Here is a 23,296-nt window from a genome sequence, read left to right on the forward strand (position 1 = left end):
CCCACGCTCGAACAACTCATTAACGACACAGCAATTGGAGTGCACATGCTAGAGCAGGACCTGACCGACGAAGAATTCCAGCCATACTTCGAGAAGGCAGAAGAGCTTTCCAAGTTCTTCCGCGAGATCGGCCCCAAATACGACGCGGAAAACACGTTCGCTTACCCGTCGATCAAGGCGTTCAAGGAATCCGGGCTCGGATCCCTTCCCGTGCCGAAGGCGTTCGGCGGCCCCGGCGGCAACCTGCTGCAGGCATCGAAGGTCATCAGCGAGTTGTCCAAAGGCGACTCCGCAATCACGTTGGCCTACAACATGCACTACATCATGGTCGGCATCGCCGGCAACCTGATGAGCGAAGAGCAGAACAAGTACTGGCTCGGGCGCGTTGCCGACGGCGAGATCATGTTCGGTCCGTTCTCCGAGCAGCGAGCCGGATTCAGCGGCCTCGCCGACATGAAGGCCATACCCCAGCCCAACGGCGGATGGAAGCTCCACGGCAAGAAGACATGGGGAACACTCTGTGAGGCCGCGGATATCATCACCACCAACGCGACCATCACCGATGCCGAGGGAAATCTACCGGAGGACTTCCAGGAGCGCGTCAACGCGGAGAGCTTCTTCATCGGCGACTTCAACGTCGACGAGAACGGCCAGGGTGACGGCATCCGCATCGAAAAGACCTGGGACGCTCTCGGTATGCATGCCACCGGTACGCAGACCATCCACTTCGATGGCTACTTCGTCCCGGAAGACGGGTTCATCTGTGAGTGGCGCTCCGGCGCGTTCGGCGTCCTCGAGTGGGCATCGCTGATGTTCGCGAGCATCTACCTGGGCATGCAGTACCGCGTACTCGAGGAATCACGCACCACCCTGTCGAAGAAGACCCTCGGCGCCACCTTCGGCGCCATCGTCGCAGAAGACACCAAGGTCTCCGGCGTCGGGCACATCATCGACGGTATCGGCGACATGGCCTCACGGGTGGAAATCTCGCGCCGGGTGCTCTACCAGACCTGCCAGGAACTCATCGACGGCAAGGACGACGAATGGCCGTTGGAGCTCCGCTTCCCGTACATCGGCCTGGCCAAGACCTTTATCGCCGAGAACGTCATGCACATGACCAGGCACGCCATGAGCATGGCCGGTGGGTCGTCGTTCCGTAAGGGGGCGATCTTCGAGCGTCTGTACCGCGATTCGGCTGCTTCGATGTTCCAGCCGCTCAATTCCGACCAGTCTCGCACGTACATTGGCGAGTATCTTCTGCAGCCCGAGCAGCTCAACGACTGATCGGCTTCCACGAAAGCCCTCCGGTTTCCTGTCCTGAGCAGGACGCCGGAGGGCTTTCGCGTAGGCGTCAAGAACCCCCCATCCGCCCGTGGGGCGACAGCAGGGGCGACAGGGGCCTGTAGACGCGTCGCCGGCGGTTGTCTCCTTGCCGCTGGGCGGTCGGCCGTTCCGTGCGCCGATACGGGACGTTCCCATCGGAATAAGTACATTGCGGATCACTTTCTCATCCCCATATCCCCCCTCGGGGGGAACTCCGACGCGGTTTCCTGCCACTTTGGGGTGAGATTGCTCCCCCAAACGGAGGAAGTGAATCGAAATTTACTTGTGTTGTGATCTAGCGTAGACCTACCATTCAAATGTGATGCGGCGCACAACATATCTGGTTGTGAATGGGCCCGAGTAGCCCGATCAGTCGCTCGACACTTCATTTTTCCATTGAAACGAGGAGGAAACCGGTGACCGGTTCCCCACCGCTCGCTGTAGATCCGCGTGCACCGGACCGCGACGCGCCTATCCGCAAGGCCGGGAAGGCTCGGAGCTGGGCCGAATCGGCACTGCGGCCCCTGGGCGCATTCTTCGAGATGTGCGCGGCGACATTCCGGGCGCTGTTCACGCCCCCGTTTCAATCGCGAGAGTTCGTTCTGCAGTCCTGGTTCATCGTTCGTGTCGCGTTGCTACCCACACTGCTGGTCGCGGTGCCGTTCACCGTTCTGGTGGTCTTTACGCTCAACATCCTCCTGGTCGAATTCGGAGCTGCCGACCTGTCCGGTGCCGGTGCGGCACTCGGCGCGGTCACCCAGATCGGCCCGCTCGTCACCGTTCTGGTCGTGGCAGGCGCCGGCGCTACCGCGATCTGCGCCGACCTCGGAGCCCGGACGATCCGCGAGGAGATCGACGCCATGAAAGTACTGGGAATCGACCCGATCCAGCGTCTGGTGGTCCCGCGCGTCCTCGGCTCCACCCTCGTGGCGCTGCTCCTGAACGGGCTGGTGATCACCATCGGCATCGTCGGAGGCTTCTTCTTCTCCGTCGTCTTCCAGAACGTCACCCCGGGCGCATACGTGTCGTCTCTGACCTTCGTCACCGGCTTGCCGGAGGTCATCATCTCCGAGGTGAAGGCGTGCTTGTTCGGACTCATTGCGGGTCTGGTGGCGTGCCATCGTGGTCTCACGGTGAAGGGCGGCCCGAAGAGCGTCGGCGACGCCGTCAACGAGACGGTCGTGTACGCCTTCATGGCCTTGTTCGCGGTGAATGTGATTGTCACCGCCATCGGCGTGAAGTACGGAACGGGGCGATGACCGTGACCAACAGTCTGAGCGGCAAACGACGAGCGTCGAAAGTCGCAGCGGCGCCGCTGCGGTTCCTCGAATCCCTCGGTGAACAGGCAGTCTTCTTCTGGCGAACCATCCGGTTCACCCCGCACGCCCTGAAGACGTACTCGCGCGAAACCCTCCGGCTGATCGCCGAAATCGGCATGGGATCCGGGGCCTTGGCGGTGATCGGCGGCACCGTGGCGATCGTGGGATTCATGACCTTCGCCGGCGGAACCCTCGCCGCTATCCAAGGATTCAACTCGCTCGGCAACATCGGCGTGGAGGCACTGACCGGGTTCTTCGCAGCGTTCTGCAACGTCCGGATCATGGCACCCGTGGTCGCCGGTATCGCGCTGGCAGCAACGATCGGTGCGGGCGCTACCGCCCAACTGGGTGCGATGCGGATCAGCGAGGAAATCGACGCACTCGAAGTGACCGGCATCCGGTCGATGTCCTACCTGGTGTCGACCAGGGCCATCGCCGGCATCGTCGCCATCATCCCGCTCTACTCCATGGCCGTCATCATGTCGTTCCTCGCTGCGCAGGTGACGACCACCGGGATCTACGGTCAATCCGCCGGCGTCTACAACCACTACTTCTTCACGTTCTTGCGGACGAGCGATCTGTTGTGGTCCTTCCTGGAGGCCTTACTGATGGCCACCGTGGTCATGTTGATCCACTGCTACTACGGCTACAACGCCGCCGGTGGCCCCGCCGGCGTAGGCGAGGCGGTCGGACGGGCCGTACGCACATCACTGATCGCGGTGGTGATGGTGGTTCTGTTTGCCTCACTTGCCATTTACGGAACATCCGGCAATTTCAACCTGGCCGGCTAGACGGGGGACGCGCTGATGGGAACACGCAACAAATCACACTACAAACAGCCACCGCTCCGGGTCGCCGGCGCCGCGATGCTGGTCGGCGTCATCACGGCCCTGGTGCTGTGTATGCAGACATTCCGCGGGGCCTTCGAGGAAACCGTTCCGTTGACCGTCGTCGCCGATAGGTCCGGCCTGGTGATGGAACCCGGGGCCAAGGTCCAACTCAATGGAGTCGAGATCGGCAGGGTCAAGGAAGTCCAGCAGGTGGCCGGTACCTCGCGACTGAGCCTCGATATCGATTCGGCACGCTTCGACCTGCTCTCGGCCGACACCACCGCCGAGATCAAAGCGACGACGGCGTTCGGCGCCAAGTATGTTGCGCTGACCAGCGCCTCAGGGCAGGGGCAGCTCGCCGCGGGAAGTGAAGTCCGGTCGGGCAACGTCACGACGGAGATCAACACCGTATTCGAGAACTTGACGTCGGTGATGCACCACGTCGACCCGGCGAAGCTGAACTCGGCACTCGGCGCGGTCGCCGAGGGTCTGCGCGGCCGAGGGGAGCAGCTCGGCGACACCATGGTCAAGGCCGATTCCGTGCTCGTCCGACTCAACCCGGTCCTACCGCAACTGCAGAGCGACCTCCGCGACACGTCCACCGTCGTCAACACCTACGCCGATGTCGCGCCGACCCTGATGGAGCTGCTGAAATTCGCCTCCACAACGTCGGATTCGGTCGTCGAGAGAGAGGAACAGCTCGATTCGACGCTGACCGCAGCGGTGAACTTCGGCAACGACGGCGCGGCGCTGACCAATGACCTCGAGCGCGGGCTGGTCGATTCCATGCGGCTACTGCTGCCGACCACCGGCCTTCTGTCCAAATACAGCCCCGAAATCACCTGTCTACTCCATCAATCGGTCGACACCCGCGACGTCTTGTCGAACTCGTTCGGTGACAATACCGGCTACTCTCTCGACCTCGATGTCGGGTTCCTTCCTGGCGACGACCCCTATCGCTACCCAAAGAACCTACCGAAGGTCGAGGCCTCCGGCGGCCCGGGCGGGCAACCGGGATGCTATCCAATGATCACCAAAGACATGTACCCGGCGCCGGTGCTGGTCACCGACACCGGCGCATCGATCGCCGATTCGACCAACCCCCGTCTGGGTTCCCCATTCTTCGTCGACTATCTGTTCGGGAATATCGTGGGAGGGCCTGCACGCTAATGAAAATCACTGGAACCATTGCACGCTTGGCGCTCTTCGCGATGATCATGGTGCTCTTCACCGCCGCGGTCGTCGTGGTCTTCTCCCAGGTGCGATTCGGCAGCGAACGAACCTACAAGGCCGCCTTCGCGGACGCATCCGGTTTGAAGTCGGACGAGTTCGTGCGGGTCGCCGGCGTCGAAGTCGGGAAGGTGAAGTCCGTCGAGATCGTCGACGAGGCCACCGCCCTGGTCGAGTTCTCGCTCACCAAGGCCGTGCCGTTCACCGAATCCACCAAGCTCGCCGTGCGGTACGAGAACCTCATCGGAGCCCACTACCTCGAACTGCTCGACAGCCCCGGGTCCAACACCACACAACCCGAGGACTCGACCATCCCGGCAGATCGCACGATGGCCGCGCTGGATCTCGATGCCCTGATCAACGGCTTCCGGCCACTGTTCAAAGCACTGGACCCCGATCAGGTTAACAAGCTCTCGACCTCACTGGTGAATGTTCTGCAAGGACAGGGCGGAACGGTATCGGACTTCCTGAAACAATCCGGCGAACTGACCTCCGCACTGGCCGACCGCGATCAGCTGATCGGGTCGGTGATCGACAACCTCAACCGCGTCCTCGGCACGGTCGACGAACACAACAAGCAGTTCGACGAAGGCATCGACAAACTGCAGCAGGTCATCAGTGGACTCTCCGAGCAGTCCGACCCGATCGGCGATGCCCTCGTCCGCGTCAACGACGCGTCCGCCTCCGTCTCCGACCTCCTGGTGAACGCCCGCCCGGCGATCAGGAACGACGTCACCGAGATCGGACGAGTCGCCGGCAACATCAATGCCGACAAGGACTACGCCAACTGGGCGCTCAGCACACTTCCCGATGCGTACGGCCGCCTCGCCCGACTCGGACTCTACGGCGACTTCTTCACGTTCTACCTCTGCGATGTCACATTGAAAGTCAATGGCCCTGATGGTAATCCCGCCCTCATCCCGATCATCGGACAGCGGGCAGGAAGGTGTACAGCACAGTGAGTCGAACACAGAAAACGAACACGGTACGCACCGGTCTGATCGGCGTCCTGGTGGTCGCGGCCCTGGTGCTGATCTCGGTCAACTTCGACCGTATCGCTTCCACATTGAGCTCGTCGGTGACCTACACCGCGTATGTCGGTGACACAGGCGGGCTCGAGACCGGAGACAAGGTGTTCCTCTCGGGCGTCCACGTCGGGGATGTCGAGGACATCGACCTCGACGGCGACAAGGTCCGGATCGCATTCAGTGTGGACGGCCCGAGTCTGGGCGTGGACTCCGAGGTATCGATCAAGACACTGACCGTGCTGGGACGAAAGTTCCTGCAGGTGACGCCGAAGGGGGACAAAGCGCTCTCACCCGATCAGCCGATCCCGCTCGAGCACACCTCCACCCCCTATCTCCTGACCGATGCGCTCGGCGACCTGTCGACCACCGTGAGCAATCTGGACACCGACCAGGTCACCAACGCACTGGACACCCTGAGCCAAACCCTTGATCAGACCGCACCGAACCTCAGTGCCGCGCTCGACGGGGTCTCCCGGCTCTCGGACACCGTGGGCACCCGCGATCAGATGGTCAAGGACCTCTTCCACAACGCGGAGTCACTGACGAAGGTCCTCGGCGGCCGTAGCGAACAGATCAACAAGCTGCTCCTCGACAGCAACACCCTCTTCACCGCGCTCGATCAGCGCCGACAGGCAATCGACACGCTCCTGGTGAACCTGTCCGCCGTCACCGCGCAGGTGGCGTCGCTGGTCGATGACAACGAAGCCCAACTCCGGCCGGTGCTCGATCAACTCAACGGTGTGACAGCACTTTTGAACGAACGTAAGGACGACGTGAAGAAGGCGATCCTGCCGGCAAGCCAATACATCACCTCGCTCGGTGAATCGGTGGCCTCCGGCCCGTTCTTCAAGGCGTACATCATGAATCTGCTTCCCGGCCAGTTCCTACAGCCCTTCATCGACGCCGCATTCCGGGAGCAAGGCGTCAACCCCGGCACGCTCAACGGGCAAAACCAGTTCCCGGTGACATGTGGACACAACGCCGCCCCGGGGCTGACTCCGCCCGGCCACACCACGCCGCTTCCCGATCCGAGCACCTGCCCCGTCCAACCCGGCGACCCCGCCGCTCCTGCAGCCGCTCCGGCCCAGCCCGGGCCGCCCGCACTGCCCGGCCTGCCTCAGCTGCCGCCACTACCGCAGCTGCCTGGACTTCCGCCGCTACCCGGATTGGGAGGATGACCATGTTCGCGTCTTTGATGGCACGCGGATCGACCCGACGGCGAATCATAATCCTGACCGTCGTCGTCCTACTCGTGGCCGGAACGCTCGGCCTCGCATGGCGCGCGTACGACCGAGTCACCACGAGGTCCGCGGTCGCGTACTTCGAGAACACCAACGGTCTGTACGTCGGGGACAAGGTCAAGATCCTCGGCGTCGACGTCGGGGTGATCGATTCCATCGATCCGGACGGCGAGCGGATGCGGGTGGGGTTCCACTACGACGCCGACTACAAGGTCCCTCAGCAGGCCAAGGCGGCGGTACTGTCACAGAGTCTGATCTCCTCACGTGCGATCCAACTGACACCCGCGTACACCGGCGGCCCCGAACTGAGTGACGGCGGACAGATCCCGATCGAACGCACCGCTGTACCAGTGGAATGGGACGACCTTCGGGAACAGCTGCAACATCTCGCCGAATCGATCGGCCCGACCGAGGCAAACAAGGCCGGGTCTCTCGGTGAGTTCGTCGACACGGCAGCCGAGTCGTTGGCCGGCAAGGGTGACGACATCAACTCGACATTGACCAAGCTCTCCGATGCCATGTCGACGATGTCGGACGGCCGCGACGATCTCTTCGCCACCGTGCGCAACCTGCAGGCCTTCATGACCGCACTCGCCGCCAGCGACGATCAAATCGTCGAGCTGAATCAGAACGTCGCCTCGGTGTCGTCGGTGCTCGACAACTCCGATCAAGAACTGGCGACCGCATTGCAGAACATCGATGCGATGACCAGCCGGCTGGGGCAGTTTGTGAAAGACAACCGCGATGGGCTCAGCAAATCGGTGAGCGACCTCGCCACCGTGACAACGTCGTTGAACGAGATTCGGCCCGACATCGAGCAACTCTTGCACGTCGGTCCGACGGCGATCCAGAACTTCTACAACATCTATGAACCCGCGCACGGGTCCTTCACCGGCGCGCTGGCTGTCACCCAGCTCCAGAACCCGGTGCAGTTCATCTGCGGTGCAATCCAGGCGGCAAGTCAGCTGGGTGCCGCCGAGGCGGCGAAACTGTGTGTCCAACAGCTCGCACCGGTGTTGCAGTTCGTGCAGATGAACTACCCACCGGTAGGAATCAACCCGGTGGCCGGCAAACAGGTCAGACCCGAGCAGATCGACTACAGCGAAGAATGGCTGCGCGGTACGGTCCCTGCTCCCGCCGCCGTGGAGCCCGTCGGCGCACCTGCGGGGCTGGCAGGGCTACTCGGAATACCGGCACCCGCTGGAGGTGGGCGATAATGGCCAACAACAAACTCACCCGGGTTGCCATCGTGGCACTGGTCGGCGGATTCACCCTCACGGTGTCGGGGTGCGATTGGCAAGGCGCCAATTCCCTGCCACTGCCAGGAACCGCCGGTTCCGAAGACGGCGCGTACACCGTCAAGATCGAGATGCCGAACGTGACATCGATCCAACGGAACAGTCGGGTACGCGTCGGCGATGTCACGGTAGGCAACGTCGACGATGTGCAGCTCGCCGGATGGCACGCCGTCGTTACGGTCTCACTCGAGTCCGACGTCCACCTCCCCGGCAACGCGACGGCGAAGGTGGGGCAGACCAGTTTGCTCGGTTCGCTGCACATCGAACTGGCACCGCCATTGACGGAACCGCCCGCGGGCGAACTCCGCGACGGCGACACGATCCCGATCGACAACGCCAGCACCTATCCGACCACGGAACAGACACTGGCGTCGGTGTCGACCGTGCTCAACGGCGGAGGCCTCGCACAGATCCAGGAGATCAGTGGTGAACTCAACGCCGGGTTGTCCGGGCACGAGGTAGAAGTCCGTGACCTTCTCAATCAAGCGGATACGTTCAGCGGCAGTCTGAACGAACAGCGCGACGACATCATCACCGCCGCCGAAGGCCTCGATCGCCTTGCCTCGACCGTCGACCAGCAGAACGCCGTACTGGCCGGCGCGCTCGAACGGATCCCGCCCGCGCTGGTCATCCTTGACGAACAGCAGAGGAAGCTCACCGACACGGTGACCTCCGTCGGAAACTTCGCCGACTCGGCGAACCGGGTTGTCACGGCGAGCTCGCAGGACGTACAGACCAACTTGCGTGAGCTCGAGCCGGTGTTGCGTGAGCTCGGCAACTCCGGTTCCGACCTCACCCAGGCATTGGGTCTGCTTCCCACGTATCCATGGCCGCTGGAAAACATTCCGAAGTTCTTCAAGGGTGACGCCGGCAATCTCTCCGCCACTGTCGATCTCACCATGGGTCGCCTCGACCGAGGGTTGCTGCAGGGCACACCCCTCGAGGGGTCGCTCACGAATGCCGAAACCGCCCTCGGTCGTACGGAGGGTCGAATTCCGGCGGTCTCGACGAAGAACCCGCTGACGGCGGGACTCGACAACGTTGCGATGAGGGGTACCCGATGATTCTGTCGAAATTCGTCAAGATTCAGCTGATCATCTTCGCCGTCCTCACCGTGATTGCCTTGATCACGATGGGTGTCGTGTACATCCGGTTGCCCGCGCTGGTAGGCATCGGGCGCTACTCGGTCGCTGTCGAACTTCCGACGAGTGGTGGGCTGTACAGTAGCGCGAACGTCACCTATCGCGGGTCGACCATCGGTACCGTCACCGATGTCACGCCCACCGCCGGCGGGGCACGTGCAACGTTGAATCTCGATAGCTCGGTCAGCATCCCGGTCTCAGCCGAGGCACAGGTGCACAGCAGGTCCGCGATCGGCGAACAGTACCTCGACTTCGTTCCCAGCTCGCTCGAGGGACCGTTCCTCGAGGATGGGGCGGTCGTACCAACGAGCCAAGCGAGTGTGCCGCAAGACATCGGACCGATGATCGACACCCTCAACGCCAGCCTCACATCGATCCCGCAGCAACAGCTGAGCGCACTGATCGACGAGACACACACCGCGTTCGAGGGCTCCGGCCCCTCGCTGCAACGGATCCTCAACGGGTCCGACCGTGTACTGGATCAGGCCTACACCGACGCCGACGCCACCACCACGTTGATCAACGACGCGGCACCATTTCTGGACTCCCAGAAGGTCAGCAGCCCCGCGATCCGCGAGTGGGTGGCGAACCTGGCGGGCACCGTCCAACAGGCCGACGCAAATGACCAGCACGTCCGGCACATCCTGGAGACCAGCCCCGCAGCGGCCAGTGAGGCCAGTGCACTCTTCCAGCAACTGCACCCCACCGCTCCGCTCCTGGCGGCCAACCTGACCAGTCTCGGTCAGGTCGCGGTCACCTACAATCAATCACTGGAACAGCTGCTGGTACTGCTGCCCGCCAGCGTCAGCGCCCTCAAGACGATCAACGTCCCCGATCAGGGAACCTCCAACGGCGCATTCCTCGACTTCAACCTGAATCTGAACGCACCGCCGCCCTGCACGACCGGGTTCCTCCCGGCCTCCGAACGGCGCGATGGCTCGGCCGTCGACGCTCCGACGCGCACATCCGACCCGATCTTCTGCGCGGTGCCGCAGGACTCGTCGGTTGCCGTGCGCGGCGCACGGAATCTGCCGTGCATGGACACACCCGGCAAACGCGCCCCCACCGTGGAGATCTGCAAGAGCGACGAGCCGTACACCCCGTCGGGAACCAATCCCTGGGTAGGGGACCCGACACCGACCACCGGCAACTCCGCCGCCCCCGCGTCCCACACCCAGGAGCCGGCCGCCCCTCAGCTCGGGACGGCAAGCTACAACCCACGGTCCGGCCAGTATCAGGGCAGCGACGGCAGAACATACACACAAACAGATCTCAACCGCACGGGATCTGCGCACGGTGAAACATCGCCCGTACAGGCGATTCTGACAGGAGGCCACTGATGCTCCGACGTAAATCCGACACCGTGTCGGATGTCGCCGCCGTCCGCGCCGCACTCGACGCACGGCAGGCCGCCGAGGCGGCCGTCCAGGCGGCCGAGGCTGCGGAAGCCGCGGCCGCCGCACAGGAAGCAGGCGATACCGGCGACATACCAGCCGTCCGCCACGATCCGCGGCGCCCCAGACCAGGTGCCCGCCGATGGAACACCCTCGCCGCGGCGCTGTTCGCGGTCGTTCTGGTGGGCCTGTTGGTGGCCGCGGGGGCCCTCGCACACGCGCACCGCAACAGCCAGGACGCCGGCGATCAGGACCTGGCCATGCTCGGCGCTGCCCGGCAGTCAGTCCTCAACCTGATCTCCCCGAGCTCGCAGGATCCCGCGGCCGGCGCGGATCGCATCATCAACGACGCGACCGGCTCGTGGCTCACCGAATTCGAGGGCACCAAGGATCAGTTCGTCTCCGCCATCGCGGAGTCGAAGACCGAGTCGAGCGGCGAAATTCTCGGTGCGGGCATCGAGGGCCGAAACGACGACGGCAGCACGACCGTCCTGGTATCGGCGGTGTCGAAGGTAAGCAACGCCGCCGGCGCCAAGGACGAGCCGCGAACCTGGCGTCTACGAGTCGGCATCGTCGATGTCGACGGGTCCTACAAACTGTCAAAAGTGGAGGTCGTGCCATGACCTGTGAACTCGAGAACAAGGATGTCGCAGCGGAACCGACACAGGAACCGCACGCCGCTGCCGAACCGAACCCGGCCACCGTCCGGCAGGCCGTCTTCCTCAGATGCGGACTCACTGCGGTCGCACTCGCTGCCCTCGTGGCCACCGGGGCAGTTCTCGAGTTCCCCCTCTGGTTCATCCTTTCGGGCGCAATCGGTGTCCTCGCCATCGGCGCTCTGACCTACCGCAGTGAAATCGCGTTCACCCGCTCAGCCACCCTCAGAGGGCGGCGCACGCGAACACTGGTTGCGGTGGCGCTCCTGGCCTCTTCGGCGGTGGCCTTCGCCGCCGTGGCACATCTGCACCTCGCCGTCTCCGGCGAACGCACCGAACGGACACGGGCCGCTGTTGCCGAGAAGGCCGGTGAACTGACCGCAGGGGTGCTGACCTACAAGGCACCCACCGTCGAGGACGACGTCGCTCAGGCCAAAAGTCATCTGACCGGCGAATTCTTGGACTCGTACTCAACTCTTACCGCCGGGACGATAGTCCCGCAGGCGAAGCAAGGGCAGGTCGAGACGCATTGGGAAGCGAGCGGAACGTCGGTGGTTTCAGCCGAACCCGACTCCGCGGTGGTACTCGTCTTCCTCCGCGGTACCACGGCCAGCGCCGCGAAACCGGATCCGACGTACCTCTTCAGCAGTGTACGAGTACGCATGGAGGCGTCCGGCGATCAGTGGCTCATCTCCCACCTCGAGCCCCTGTGAAATACCCCGTCCCGAAACGTCCAAGGAGGCTGGGATGACGAAGACATCCACCAACACGCCACGATCGCGGATCGACGTCGACACCACGACCCTGCGCGCTCATGCAATCGAAGCCCGCGCCGCAGCGGTGGCCGCACTCGCGGCCGCCGAGCGCGCCGCGAAAGCCGCCGAACCACGTGCGCCGGACGATTCCCCCGCACCGGCTGCCGACGAGCAGCCACAGCGTCCGGCCAGACTGGGTGGTGCGTTGCGCGGGCGTCGGGGGGCAGCAATGTACCGCGCCGCGGTGGTGCTCCTCGCCGTGACGTCCCTCGCCGGCTCCGCCTCCGGTGTCAAGGCATGGTGGGATCACCGTGCGGTCGAACAACGAGATTCGGCCGACCAGGCCCTGATGCATTTTGCCGAAGACGCTGTTGTGCAGCTTATCTCGACGAGCAAAGAAGACCCCGACGCCTACGTGCAACGCATCCTCGACAACGCAGCCGGCCCGTGGCATGACGACTTCGATGCCCGCAAACAGACCGTTCTCGACACCATGAAAGCAGCGGGCAACGTCACCGTCGGCCATGCCGTCGAATCCGGCATCGAGCGACGAAATGACGACGGCAGCACCACTGTTCTGGTGGCCGCTTCGGCGGACGGCAACGTACCGCTCGCCGGGCCCGGCACCGCTGACCCCGCCACTGGAGCGGCCGGAGATCCGGCCCCGCCATCGGGCGGTGATCCCGGTATGACGGCGACGATCGAGCCACAGGAGTACCAGCTGCGCGTGGACGTCGTCGACGTCGACGGGCAACTCAAATTGTCGAAGGTGGGATTCGTCCAATGACGACACTGAACATCGATACCCAGGTGAAAGAAGAGAGCGCAGAGCCCGATCGCGACAGCGCGGGGGAGCAGGGCGCATCACTCATCCGCCGCGCCCGGGCACTGGCAATCGACATGTGCCCGCCCCTCGCCGCGGCGGCCTCCGCAGGGGCGCTGTCCCAAATTCTGGCGGGGCAGGTATGGGCCGTCCTGTGTTGGGGCATCGTGGCCGTGTCCGGACTCTTCATCGTCGCCAACAGCATCATCTACCAGGGTCGAACCGGACGAACCGCCGGCAAGTACCTCGAGGGCCTCCGCACGGTATCCACCACCACGGGGGCTCCGATCGGCGCCTTCCGTGCACTCGTCCGGCTAGGGTGCCTGCCCGCCGACGGGATCCTGTTCCTCATCGGGCGGTTCTGGCCCCTCCATCGGGGACAGCGACGCACATTCGCCGACAACATCGCCGGATCAGTGGTCAGAACGTACGACACGGAGGGTCCAACCGACGGTCGGCGCCGACTCGGCAAGACGGCCGCAGCGGTGATCCCGCTCGGTGCAGTCCTTTTCCTCGTCCTCGTCCAATTCTTCGGCCAACGCGCCGACGACCAGGAAATTGCGGCAGCGCACGGGTCCGTGACGCAGGTTGCTTCCGACGGCGCCGTAGCGCTTCTGTCGTACAAGCCCGACACCGTCGATCAGGATCTGGACGCCGCACGCGGCGTGCTGACCGGAGACTTCCTCGAAACGTACACAAAGCTCGCGAAAGATGTGGTCGCGCCGACGGCAAAAGACAAGCAGGTAACGATGCAAGCGTCCGCGGCAGGTTCTGCCGTCGAATCGGTGTCCGCAGACCAAGCATCAGTACTCGTCTACATCAACCAGAGCACGACGACGGCAAGCAGCCCTGAAACTACGCAGTCGCAGAATGCCATTCGGGTCGGCCTCACCCGCGTCGACAACACCTGGTTGATCAGCAAATTCGAACCGTTGTTCTGACAGTACTGCAGCGGGATAGTGGCCACCGCTGCTGCGAAACACCAATCCCTAGGCCGTGAGAGTGAGGAAACAATGGGTGTCGAGGTAGCGGTCACCAATCTGACGAAGTCCTTTGGATCGCAGAAGATTTGGCAGGACGTGTCGCTGACGCTTCCACCCGGTGAGGTCAGCGCGTTGCTGGGCCCGTCGGGTACGGGTAAGTCGGTCTTCCTGAAGTCGCTGATCGGCCTGCTCCGCCCGGAACAAGGATCGATCGTAATCGACGGCACCGACATCCTGGAGTGCTCGACCAAGGAGCTCTACGAGATCCGCAAGCTGTTCGGAGTGCTGTTCCAGGACGGCGCCCTATTCGGGTCGATGAACCTCTACGACAACGTGGCCTTTCCACTGCGCGAGCACACCAAGAAAAGCGAATCCGAGATCCGCACGATCGTCATGGAAAAGCTTGAACTGACCGGACTGATCGGTGCCGAAACAAAACTGCCCGGCGAAATCTCCGGCGGCATGCGCAAGCGCGCCGGCCTGGCCCGCGCGCTGGTGCTGGACCCACAGATCATCCTCGTCGACGAGCCGGACTCCGGCCTGGATCCGGTCCGCACTACCTACATCAGCCAGACGCTGATCGACATCAACGCCGAGATCGACGCGACGATCCTGATCGTCTCGCACAACATCAACCTCGCCCGCACAGTGCCGGACAACATCGGCATGCTCTTCCGCCGACAACTGGTGATGTTCGGACCCCGCGAGGTGCTGCTCACCAGCGAGGAGCCGGTGGTCAAACAGTTCCTCAACGGCACCATGATCGGCCCGATCGGGATGTCCGAGGAGAAGGACGACGCGCAGATGGCAGCAGAGCAGGCCATGGTCGACGCCGGTCACCACGCCGGCGGTGTCGACGACGTCGAGGGCATCGTCCCGCAGATGAAAGCCACCCCCGGCACGCCATTCCGCCAAGCCGTCGCCCGCCGGCAAGAACGGGTGCGCGAGATCATGGACACCCTGCCCGTCAGTGCCCAACTCGCGATCCAGGAGAGCTTCGACTCCACCGCACTCACCGAAGAATTTCCGGCCATCATGACGGACGAGATGTACGCCGTCGACTAGCGCGAGCCGAATCCGATCAACCCACGAAGAAGAGAGATCACATGATCATCGACCTGGTAGACCCGATCCAGAACATCGTGACCGCGATTGCGTGGTTACTCGTCAGAGGTCACCTCCCCCCACTGTAGGAAGCCGCGACACCCCCAAACGAAAGACGAGCGACGCAGGCAGGACCCATGGCTTCACGGCGGCGAGTACCGTCCGCAACATTCGACGAGGCAACAGCGGTACTCGACGAACCGGATTGGCGACACTTCGAACAACCAGAACTGTCACCGATCCTCCGCGGAGCCCTGGATGCCTTTTACAAAAACGGTTTTCGTGGCACGACCGTGCGAGACATTTCGCAACGCGTAGGAGTCACGATGCCGACGCTGTACTACCACCACGGCAACAAGGAAGGCATCTTCACCGCACTGCTCGAGTGTGGGACCAAAGACGTTCTCGCCCGCGCGTATGCCGCACGCGATGATGGCGGCAATGATCCGGCGCGCAAGCTTGCCAACGTCGTCGAATCCATGATTCTGAGGACCCTTGCATTCCCACGACTGGTAACTCTGGAAGCGGATGTTCGGTACCTCAGCCCCCCCAACCGAGATCGCTTTGAAACCGTGCGAACAGAAGTCGAAGGCGTGGTCCGTGGGATCATTCGAGAAGGAAACAGGAGGGCACTGTTCAGCGCTTCAGACCCGATCGTGACCGCACGAGCCCTCCTCGCCATGTGTGATGCCCTCCAGTGCTGGTACGACGAATGCCCGCTGAAACCCCATGCCGTGGCGAGGAAGTACGGCGCCATCGCCCTGAAAACAGTGGGATTCCGCGCAGGTACATAGCCACCGGCCAGGGCGAACCATGGTGCAGCCCCAGGCCAAGCTGTATCACCGACTCGGTTCAAACGGCTCGGCGAACGCTGGAATTTGGAAACACCACCTTGTCCCTATACACCGAACGGGTGGATGCGCCCCGCCCCTATTGGCTCGGGGCAGGGTCGAGCGATGCAGCCCCATCATTGGTTGCTCCATACGAAAAGCGGGTGCGAAGCTGCGGACATGACAGGTCCCCTGCTCTTGCGAATTCCGACGCAGGGCGCGGCTGGCGGTGGTTCGGGATCGGGTCGACGATGATCACCCCGGTCCGGGCGGCGGTGCGGAGCACGCTTCAATCGGGCACTACGGGCGGCGACCCTCCCGTCGTTATGCTTGTATAGACCTGAGAAGCCGGTTCAATACGGGTCGACGAACGAGGGGGCTTCCCCGGAGACACCAGCAGCGACAGCAGCCGTCTGATTCGGGCTGCCGAGAAGCCCCTTCTGGAGTTCGGACTCGAGGGCAAGTGCACGGGCGGGGTGTGTTCCGGTCCAGGTCTCATCGTAGAGGCGTTTCGCGGCACGGACGGCATCGGGAGATTGCTTGGCGATTTCATCTGCTAACGCAAGTGCTTCGGTGAGTGGATCTTCCGCTGTACGAGTGACCAACCCAAGGGCGCTCGCCTCGCGACCCGACACGATACGTCCGGTGAATGTGAGATCCTTGGCTACGTCAATGCCCATAACGCGCGGCAGCGTCTGAGTAATCGCCATGTCCGGCACCAGTCCCCATTTCACCTCCATGAGTGACAATCGTGCAGTGGGCGCCGCTATTCGGATGTCCGCACCGAGCGCGATCTGCATCCCCCCTCCGAAGCAATTGCCGGTGATCGCGGCTATCACCGGCACGGGAACAGTGGACCAGTCATATGCCGCGCGCTGAGCGAAGTTGGCAAGCCGATTATCCTCGCGGACGAACAGGGCATCGACTCCTCCCTTGGAGTCGGCAAGAAAGCTCGAGATGTCGATTCCCGAGCAAAAGCTTTCTCCCTCGCCGTGAAGTACGACAGCTCTGACCTTGCGATTAGCAGCTAGCTGACTGGCGGCATCCAGCAGGCCCTCGAACATCGATCTGTCCAAAGCATTGTGCTTGTCGCTGCGAGTCATGGCGACCGTCGCGACGCCACTATCGCTAATGTTCGTCCGAATTCTACTATGGCTCATGAGATGTGAGCTTACCCCCGAGGTCGGGTGTCATGAAGGCTCGGCGACAGCTTCGGCTTGCGTTCAATGAGCTACATTGCGAGTGCATTGCTCACGGTGGTCCCTGGCCCTGGTCCGCGACCTACCTCGAAATGGGCATGCCCCTGCCCCCGTGGGGGGATGTGCTGCATGACACAGCGGACCTAATGTGAAAGGTGTCGCGAGTCTGAGCCGTACCCGAGCGGTGGCGGTCTGAAACACACCTGTTTGATTAGGAGTCACCATGGGGCGCATGCCATCCGAGGTCATGCAGCACGAACTTGACATGATCTGGCAGAGCATCTTTACCTGGGCAAGTTGGGTGATTGTCGCCTTGATGCTGGCCATCGCATTCCGCATGTGCGTCCAGCAGCGAACCCCCTTCTACCTGCTGGCATGCGTGGCCGCCGGTGTCGCGGCCTTCGCGGAGCCGCTCTATGACGTAGCCTTTGACCTCTGGTTCTACGACGTTCATAACGGTGAGTCGGGGGCTATGTTTTCTCACTTCACGGCGTTCGGGGTCGTTCAGCCGAACTGGACGCATAGCGGCTACATTATCCTGTACGCGAGCGCGTGTCTCTACGCTGGCCGCCGCATGTACGAGGGGCGCCTGAGGCGTAAGCATCTGTTTTTGATCTGGGGTGCCGAGATCATGACCTCGTGCGTGTTCGAGGTCATCGGAACCGGAACAAATGTCTACACCTACTACGGCCCCTACGCATTGCGAATCTGGAACTACCCGTTGGTCATCGGCGTGCTCGAGGGGACCCAGGTTGTGCTGTTCACCGTGCTGGCGGTGCAGCTCTGGCGCCGGGTATCCACTGCGTGGGGCCTAGTCGGTCTGTTCGCGGTCTTCCCGATCACAATGTTTGGTGCGAACTTCGGTATCGGCGCGCCAATCATCATCGCGCTGCACCTCGGCGAGGACGAATTCTCCAGCGGACTAGTATGGGCCGCCACCTTGCTCACCATTGTGTTGTGTGTTCTTGCGGTGAACGGCGCGAGCAAGTTCATGCCGCGGCCGGTCGGTACGTCTGAGCCGGATGGCGCGGCCGCCCCTCGGAAGGACTCAGTCGTGGCGGCCTGAGGTCGGGACATGACGCCCAGCCCGGCACTGCATTGTGCCGGGCCGGGCGTCCGCGACACGATGGCCAGGAGCACCGCCGATCCCGGACCTTCAACCTGTAAGTATCTCGGTGTTCATATGACATCTCGGACGGCAAGGCGCTCAATGGATCATCTGCAGTGAGTCGGGTTGAGGCTGAGCGATATGACCACCGGGGCCGATGTCGAGGTGCCGGTCACTGGGCATCGTCAACTTGGCTGTGTGGGTGATCGCTGGGAGGATGGGCGACCGTGACCAGCGCAGATTCGTCGTACAAGGGCTTCCGCCACCCGAAGGAGATCATCAGCCACGGCGTGTGGCTGTATCACCGCTTCGCGTTGAGCCTGCGTGACGTGCAGGAACTGATGTTCGAAGGCGGCGTCGTGGTCTCGCACGAGACGATCCGGCAGTGGTGCGCGAAGTTCGGCCAGTCCTATGCCAACCAGCTGCGCCGCCGGCGGCCGCGCCCTGGCGACAAGTGACACCTCGATGAAGTGTTCATCCCGATCAACGGCGAGCAGAGGTATTTGCGGCGTGCGGTCGACCAGGACGGCGTGGTGCTCGACTTTCTCGTCCGGGCGCGTCGAAACGCCAAGAATGCCAAGCGGTTCTTTCCGGAAGCTGCTCAAGGGTCTGCGGTACGTTCCGCGGGTTCTTGTGACCGATAAGCTGGCCAGCTACCAAGTGGCGCACCGCGAGATGCTGGCTTCAGTGGAGCCTCGCCGGTCGAAGTATCTGAACAATCGGGCCGAGAACTCACATCAGCCGACGCGGCAACGGGAGCGCCGTATGAAGCGGTTCGCCTCACCCGGGCGGGCACAACGGTTCCTGTCCGCGTTCTCCGGCATCACGGGGCACTTCCAGCTGCGTCGACACATGCTGTCGGCATCCGACTGGCGACGCGAGATGACCGACCGCTTCGCGGTGTGGAACGAGATCACCACGACTGCCACGCCGCCTGAACACGCACCCAGCCAACACCTGTCCGGTCCGAGACGGACCACACCGACTGCACCGCTGCGCCTATCACTCAAAAATTCGATAGTTATCGCTACGAACCGCCAAACTGAAGTGACTGCGGATGGTCTCTTCGCCAGGGGCGAGTTTCAGAAGAAGTTGGAAGCCCTGAGGCGAGCCGTCGAGGCTGCCATTCGCGAGCTTGTTAAGATCGAGCTGATCGTTTCGATGCGGGGGCGACTGACCCACGGCGGGAAGTCCGTTGCCGAGCAGGTGCCCAGCCGTTCGATGAAGCCATGCTCGGCGATGCGGCGTCGAACGGAGTGGTGACTGCTGGTGTTTTCATTCGCTCCGTGATGCACTCTGTCGAGATCGCGACGCCCACTGCGCCTGAGCCCCCATCACGCAGTTCATGACGATTGCCTATCCTCTACGATCCAGGCTGCGATTTGTGTGCGTGAGGTGAATCCGAGTTTGGCGAGTACGTGCTCGACGTGTCCTTGTGCGGTGCGTTGGGAGATCACCAGGCGGGCGGCGATCGCCTTGTTGGTCAGGCCCTCTGCGATCAGTTCGGCGACTTCTCGTTCGCGTTTGGTCAGGTTCATCGATGGCCGCGGGGAGATCGGTGCTTTCGGGGGTTGCTCGCCGAGGGCGTAGGCGACGGCGGCGTCCAAGCCCAGCGCCAGGCCTTCCCTGCGGGCCGATTCAAACATTCGCTGACCGAGCGCTTGGCGTGTGGTTCGCTCACACTCGGCGTGGTACACGTCCAGGTTGGGAACGAACACCGGAGAGCTTCCCGCAGCATGACCGAGCGCTTCGGCGGCACCCATGAGTACGCTGGCTCGCTTGTGGTCGCCGCTGCCCTCTGCGATCCAGGCGAGCGCCTCGAGACAGTTGGCGGAGCCGACGGGGTCGTCGACAAGTCGCGCCAGTCGTAGCCCTTGCTCGAGAAGTTCGTTTGCTCTACTGCGATTGTCCTGGCGCCACTGCGCAACTGCCATGGCCCACAGGGTGTATGACCGATACACCGATTCGCCCTGCGATTCCGTGATGGCCAGCACCTCCTCGTAGCACTCGATTGCCCGCACAGTGCTTTCATCGTGCAGCTCGTATGCCAAACCGAGCAGCAGCAGCGCTTCGACCTGCAGCATGATATTGCCCGTTGCTCGAAACATCGTGAGGGCATCTTCCATGTGTGAGCATGCAGGACCGAGATCGCCGCTGAACAGACTGAGGAGGCCGTCGGCGTGGGCGACGAGAGCGTGGACCTCTGGGTCACTCGTATGCTCGGCGACAGCACGTCCTTCCTGCAGCAGAACACCCCCCCTATGAAGGTCGCCCTGTTGTTCGGCCAGTACGCTGTTTACATACAGTGCTTTGACCCTTCCAACGGTCGGAGAGCCGGTGTGACGGGCCAAGAATCGGTCGAGCCAGCGCCGACCCTCACTGAGCAGACCCCTCGTGCCCCAGAGTAAATACATACCCGAAGCGATGCGAAGACCCGCCTCGGCATCATCGTCGAGTTCCGACGACAGACAGAACTCCATCGCCTCCCGCAGATTCGGTTGCTCCCGGTCGTACCGGGCAATCCACTCAAGTTGTCGTGAACTGATCCAGTCGGCTTCGGCGTCCACGACGAACTGCCGAAACCAGTCCCGGTGCCGCCGGCATAGGCCTTCGTAGGCGTTACTCTGCCGAGCCTTCTCTCGGCCGTACTCGCGCAGAGTCTCGAGTAGCCGGAAGCGCACAACGGCGTTCGGTTCCTCACGTATCAGGATCGACTTGTCGACCAGCGAGGTCACGACATCGAGCAGATCGCCTGGCTTCATGTCGGAGCCGCAAATCTGTTCCGCCGCGTCCAGTTCGAAGCTTCCGGCGAATACCGATAGGCGACCCCATACCTGTTGCTCCTGTGCAGTGCAGAGTTCGTAGCTCCAGTCGATGCACAACCGCAGTGTTTGTTGCCGGGTCGGTGCGCCCCTGTTGCCCCGCGTCAGTAGTGCGTAGCGGTCCGCTAGTCGCAGAAGGATCTGCTCGGGCGACATTGCCCGCAGCCTGGCCGCAGCCAACTCGATCGGCAGGGGCAAACCGTCCAGTCGGTGACAGATACGGGTCACGGCGACTTTGTTGCCTTCAGTGAGCTCGAAGTTAGGAACGGCGGCGGCGGCTCGAGCGGTAAACAAGGTCACCGCGTCGTAGCGCGGCAGTCCCTGTAACGAGGGCTCGCGGTCGGGATCGGGGACCGTGAGCGGAGGCACCCGCAACGCTACTTCCCCGTCGATCTCGAGGGGCTCGCGGCTCGTCGCGAGAATGCGCAGCCGCGGACACGTGCGTAGCAGCATCTCCGATAACTCAGCCACTGCGTCCACCAGTTGCTCGCAGTTGTCGAGGACCAGCAATATCTCTCGCGCGGCCAGGAATTCCGCAAGGATCTCGTATATCGGTCTCGCCGATTGGTCGCGTAATCCCAGCACACCGGCTATCACATCCACCAATAAGGTGTCGTCGCGTAGCTCACCCAATTCGACCAGCCACGCACCGTCGCTATAGCGCCGCTGTACGGTCGTTGCGAGCCGCAATGCCAGCCGCGTCTTACCGACCCCACCGATCCCCGTCAACGTCACCAGGCGGGACGTCGACAACAGGTTCTTCGCTTCGGTCAACTCGCGTCGGCGACCGACGAAACTGCTCAGCTCGAACGGGAGGTTTCCCGTGCCCTCAGCAGATGGGGGAGCAGCCCGGGCCCGCCCAGATGACACAGATCCTTCCGCTTGAGAACCCGGATGCACATCGGGAACTCCCTGCCGTCGCGTAGACCCCAACTCCGAGTGCAGCGCCATCTCGTCGACAGGGAGACCGTGCCGCACCTGGATCTCACGAAGTTCGTCCCCGAATTCCGCCGCCGATGGACGACCGTGCGGGTCACTCGACATTGCTCGCTCAACCGCCGCGCTCACGTCACCGGGGATGCCTTGGTCATGGAGATTCGGAACAGGCGAAGTAGTAATTCGTAGGAACTGGGCAATGAGTTGTTCCCCGCTGCGGCGCTCGAAGGCGGCGTGACCGGTGATGGCAGCAAACAGTGTCGCACCAAGACCGTAGACGTCTGCGGCGGGGCTCGGGGAGTCCCCCGCCAGGACCTCCGGTGCGGTGAAAGCCGGTGAGCCCGTCACCACGCCGGTAGCGGTTTTGAAGCCTCCGGAGATGTGCGCGATGCCGAAATCCGTCACTTCCGGCTCGCCGTAGTCGGTGAGCAGGATGTTCGCGGGTTTGATGTCGCGGTGCAGGATTCCGAGGCGGTGAGCGGTCTCCAACGCGCCCGCCATCTTCACCCCGATTTGAAGCGCGTCCGCCAGCGAAAGCGGACCATGGCGGCGGATCCGAACCTCGAGCGAATCCTGAGGGTGGTACTGCATCACGATGTACGGGCGACCGCTCTCGGTGGCATCCACCTGAAGGACGTTGACGATATTCGGGTGTCCGCTCAAGCGGCCCATCGCACGCTGCTCCCGGAAAAAGCGCTCCAGGTTTTCCTCGTCCAGGCTTGCGGCGAGTACCTTCACAGCTACCCTGCGGTCTAGGTTGGGCTGGGTACATCGATACACGACACCGAAGCCGCCGCGCCCGATCTCTTCGATATCTGAGAACCCGGCCGCGCTCAACTCCGACGTGACTGGAGCACCCACGTCGCGTTGTGTCGCGAACGGATCGACGTCGGCCACCGATCAGCTCGATTCATCCGGTCCGCAGCGCACTCGATGATGCAGCACTGTGCGTCCAGAAGACGGAGGTTGGTCATGTAGGTGATTGATCGTCAGTCGTAAGCTCGTCGTCGCTTGCCGGTGCAAGTCCGGTCCGGGTAACTGCCAGGAGGCCCGGTAGCAGGCTGGCGGCATCGGGTGGAAACGCCCGGTGTCGAAGCCCAGCGTCAAAAGCCCTTCAAGGGGGAGCAACCGAGCGGTCCGTAGCATCAAGCGAAGCCTGCCGCGTCGTGAAAATCCCCACCGTGAGGTGGGACAAGGGAGAGCCGAGCCCGGAGTGTCAGGGCGAAGGCCATGGAAGCGGCGAAGAGCCTGGAATCGCAGCCGTGATGAACTCCC

The 23,296-nt window shown here is 62.9% G+C and carries 18 protein-coding genes and 1 pseudogene; 17 read left to right on the forward strand and 2 right to left on the reverse strand.

All coding sequences use genetic code 11. The annotated features are described in order from the left end of the window. Positions 1–45: 45 nt before the first annotated feature. The 15 genes from ACFWAY_RS25445 to ACFWAY_RS25515 all read left to right on the forward strand — a co-directional run bounded on the left by ACFWAY_RS25445 (position 46) and on the right by ACFWAY_RS25515 (position 15,920). On the forward strand, positions 46–1,284 hold the full coding sequence (locus ACFWAY_RS25445; protein ID WP_378512610.1) for an acyl-CoA dehydrogenase family protein: 1,239 nt from the start codon (positions 46–48) through the stop codon (positions 1,282–1,284). A gap of 581 nt (positions 1,285–1,865) precedes the next feature. Then, positions 1,866–2,582, forward strand: a complete 717-nt coding sequence (locus tag ACFWAY_RS25450; protein WP_378512628.1) for an MlaE family ABC transporter permease — start codon at positions 1,866–1,868, stop codon at positions 2,580–2,582. Continuing rightward, positions 2,579–3,433, forward strand: coding sequence for an MlaE family ABC transporter permease (locus ACFWAY_RS25455; protein WP_378512611.1), 855 nt, complete (start codon positions 2,579–2,581; stop codon positions 3,431–3,433). Before ACFWAY_RS25450 ends, ACFWAY_RS25455 begins: the two co-directional genes overlap by 4 nt. Positions 3,434–3,448: 15 nt before the next feature. Beyond that, the gene (locus ACFWAY_RS25460) at positions 3,449–4,642 is read left to right on the forward strand and encodes an MCE family protein (RefSeq protein ID WP_378512612.1); all 1,194 of its coding nucleotides are present in this window, start codon (positions 3,449–3,451) and stop codon (positions 4,640–4,642) included. Further along, complete coding sequence (locus tag ACFWAY_RS25465) at positions 4,642–5,664, forward strand: MCE family protein (RefSeq protein ID WP_378512613.1); 1,023 nt, start codon at positions 4,642–4,644, stop codon at positions 5,662–5,664. Before ACFWAY_RS25460 ends, ACFWAY_RS25465 begins: the two co-directional genes overlap by 1 nt. Then, the gene (locus ACFWAY_RS25470) at positions 5,661–6,908 is read left to right on the forward strand and encodes an MCE family protein (RefSeq protein ID WP_378512614.1); all 1,248 of its coding nucleotides are present in this window, start codon (positions 5,661–5,663) and stop codon (positions 6,906–6,908) included. Before ACFWAY_RS25465 ends, ACFWAY_RS25470 begins: the two co-directional genes overlap by 4 nt. A 2-nt stretch (positions 6,909–6,910) precedes the next feature. Next, positions 6,911–8,188 (forward strand): MCE family protein, encoded by a 1,278-nt coding sequence (locus ACFWAY_RS25475; protein WP_378512615.1) that lies wholly within the window; start codon positions 6,911–6,913, stop codon positions 8,186–8,188. Continuing rightward, complete coding sequence (locus ACFWAY_RS25480; protein WP_378512616.1) at positions 8,188–9,333, forward strand: MCE family protein; 1,146 nt, start codon at positions 8,188–8,190, stop codon at positions 9,331–9,333. Before ACFWAY_RS25475 ends, ACFWAY_RS25480 begins: the two co-directional genes overlap by 1 nt. After that, positions 9,330–10,751: an MCE family protein gene (locus tag ACFWAY_RS25485; RefSeq protein ID WP_378512617.1), complete on the forward strand. Its 1,422-nt coding sequence runs from the start codon at positions 9,330–9,332 to the stop codon at positions 10,749–10,751. Before ACFWAY_RS25480 ends, ACFWAY_RS25485 begins: the two co-directional genes overlap by 4 nt. Further along, a complete protein-coding gene (locus ACFWAY_RS25490; protein ID WP_378512618.1) occupies positions 10,751–11,428 on the forward strand; it encodes a hypothetical protein in 678 nt (225 codons plus the stop codon). Before ACFWAY_RS25485 ends, ACFWAY_RS25490 begins: the two co-directional genes overlap by 1 nt. Then, complete coding sequence (locus ACFWAY_RS25495) at positions 11,425–12,174, forward strand: hypothetical protein (RefSeq protein WP_378512619.1); 750 nt, start codon at positions 11,425–11,427, stop codon at positions 12,172–12,174. The genes ACFWAY_RS25490 and ACFWAY_RS25495 overlap by 4 nt, the downstream gene beginning before the upstream one ends. 34 nt (positions 12,175–12,208) lie before the next feature. After that, positions 12,209–13,003 carry a hypothetical protein gene (locus tag ACFWAY_RS25500; RefSeq protein WP_378512620.1) on the forward strand — a complete coding sequence of 265 codons (795 nt, stop codon included), beginning with the start codon at positions 12,209–12,211 and terminating at the stop codon, positions 13,001–13,003. Further along, positions 13,000–13,980 carry an RDD family protein gene (locus tag ACFWAY_RS25505; protein WP_378512621.1) on the forward strand — a complete coding sequence of 327 codons (981 nt, stop codon included), beginning with the start codon at positions 13,000–13,002 and terminating at the stop codon, positions 13,978–13,980. Before ACFWAY_RS25500 ends, ACFWAY_RS25505 begins: the two co-directional genes overlap by 4 nt. Positions 13,981–14,052: 72 nt before the next feature. Beyond that, complete coding sequence (locus tag ACFWAY_RS25510) at positions 14,053–15,087, forward strand: ABC transporter ATP-binding protein (protein WP_378512622.1); 1,035 nt, start codon at positions 14,053–14,055, stop codon at positions 15,085–15,087. 176 nt (positions 15,088–15,263) lie between these two features. Then, positions 15,264–15,920, forward strand: coding sequence for a TetR/AcrR family transcriptional regulator (locus ACFWAY_RS25515; protein ID WP_378512623.1), 657 nt, complete (start codon positions 15,264–15,266; stop codon positions 15,918–15,920). 389 nt (positions 15,921–16,309) lie between these two features. On the opposite strand, the gene ACFWAY_RS25520 is transcribed toward ACFWAY_RS25515, so the two are convergent. Next, on the reverse strand, positions 16,310–17,116 hold the full coding sequence (locus tag ACFWAY_RS25520) for a crotonase/enoyl-CoA hydratase family protein (protein ID WP_378512624.1): 807 nt from the start codon (positions 17,114–17,116) through the stop codon (positions 16,310–16,312). Positions 17,117–17,378: 262 nt separating this feature from the next. Here ACFWAY_RS25520 and ACFWAY_RS25525 point away from each other — a divergent pair, with 262 nt between their 5' ends. Then, positions 17,379–18,221 carry a hypothetical protein gene (locus ACFWAY_RS25525; RefSeq protein WP_378512625.1) on the forward strand — a complete coding sequence of 281 codons (843 nt, stop codon included), beginning with the start codon at positions 17,379–17,381 and terminating at the stop codon, positions 18,219–18,221. A gap of 269 nt (positions 18,222–18,490) precedes the next feature. Beyond that, positions 18,491–19,175, forward strand: a pseudogene (locus ACFWAY_RS25530) (IS6 family transposase); the annotation flags it as partial. A gap of 431 nt (positions 19,176–19,606) precedes the next feature. Here the strand turns inward: ACFWAY_RS25530 and ACFWAY_RS25535 are convergent. Then, positions 19,607–22,918, reverse strand: a complete 3,312-nt coding sequence (locus ACFWAY_RS25535; protein WP_378512626.1) for a protein kinase — start codon at positions 22,916–22,918, stop codon at positions 19,607–19,609. Positions 22,919–23,296: the final 378 nt, after the last annotated feature.

This window comes from Rhodococcus sp. NPDC059968 (assembly GCF_042738615.1).
Classification (GTDB): domain Bacteria; phylum Actinomycetota; class Actinomycetes; order Mycobacteriales; family Mycobacteriaceae; genus Rhodococcus_F.

Excerpts from the sequence above, each read along its gene's own strand:
- ACFWAY_RS25445 (WP_378512610.1), top strand. The coding sequence starts at position 46 with ATGCTAGAGCAGGACCTGACCGACGAAGAATTCCAGCCATACTTCGAG.
- ACFWAY_RS25450 (WP_378512628.1), top strand. The coding sequence starts at position 1,866 with ATGTGCGCGGCGACATTCCGGGCGCTGTTCACGCCCCCGTTTCAATCG.
- ACFWAY_RS25455 (WP_378512611.1), top strand. The coding sequence starts at position 2,579 with ATGACCGTGACCAACAGTCTGAGCGGCAAACGACGAGCGTCGAAAGTC.
- ACFWAY_RS25460 (WP_378512612.1), top strand. The coding sequence starts at position 3,449 with ATGGGAACACGCAACAAATCACACTACAAACAGCCACCGCTCCGGGTC.
- ACFWAY_RS25465 (WP_378512613.1), top strand. The coding sequence starts at position 4,642 with ATGAAAATCACTGGAACCATTGCACGCTTGGCGCTCTTCGCGATGATC.
- ACFWAY_RS25475 (WP_378512615.1), top strand. The coding sequence starts at position 6,911 with ATGTTCGCGTCTTTGATGGCACGCGGATCGACCCGACGGCGAATCATA.
- ACFWAY_RS25480 (WP_378512616.1), top strand. The coding sequence starts at position 8,188 with ATGGCCAACAACAAACTCACCCGGGTTGCCATCGTGGCACTGGTCGGC.
- ACFWAY_RS25485 (WP_378512617.1), top strand. The coding sequence starts at position 9,330 with ATGATTCTGTCGAAATTCGTCAAGATTCAGCTGATCATCTTCGCCGTC.
- ACFWAY_RS25490 (WP_378512618.1), top strand. The coding sequence starts at position 10,751 with ATGCTCCGACGTAAATCCGACACCGTGTCGGATGTCGCCGCCGTCCGC.
- ACFWAY_RS25495 (WP_378512619.1), top strand. The coding sequence starts at position 11,425 with ATGACCTGTGAACTCGAGAACAAGGATGTCGCAGCGGAACCGACACAG.
- ACFWAY_RS25500 (WP_378512620.1), top strand. The coding sequence starts at position 12,209 with ATGACGAAGACATCCACCAACACGCCACGATCGCGGATCGACGTCGAC.
- ACFWAY_RS25505 (WP_378512621.1), top strand. The coding sequence starts at position 13,000 with ATGACGACACTGAACATCGATACCCAGGTGAAAGAAGAGAGCGCAGAG.
- ACFWAY_RS25510 (WP_378512622.1), top strand. The coding sequence starts at position 14,053 with ATGGGTGTCGAGGTAGCGGTCACCAATCTGACGAAGTCCTTTGGATCG.
- ACFWAY_RS25515 (WP_378512623.1), top strand. The coding sequence starts at position 15,264 with ATGGCTTCACGGCGGCGAGTACCGTCCGCAACATTCGACGAGGCAACA.
- ACFWAY_RS25520 (WP_378512624.1), bottom strand. The coding sequence starts at position 17,116 with ATGAGCCATAGTAGAATTCGGACGAACATTAGCGATAGTGGCGTCGCG.
- ACFWAY_RS25525 (WP_378512625.1), top strand. The coding sequence starts at position 17,379 with ATGGGGCGCATGCCATCCGAGGTCATGCAGCACGAACTTGACATGATC.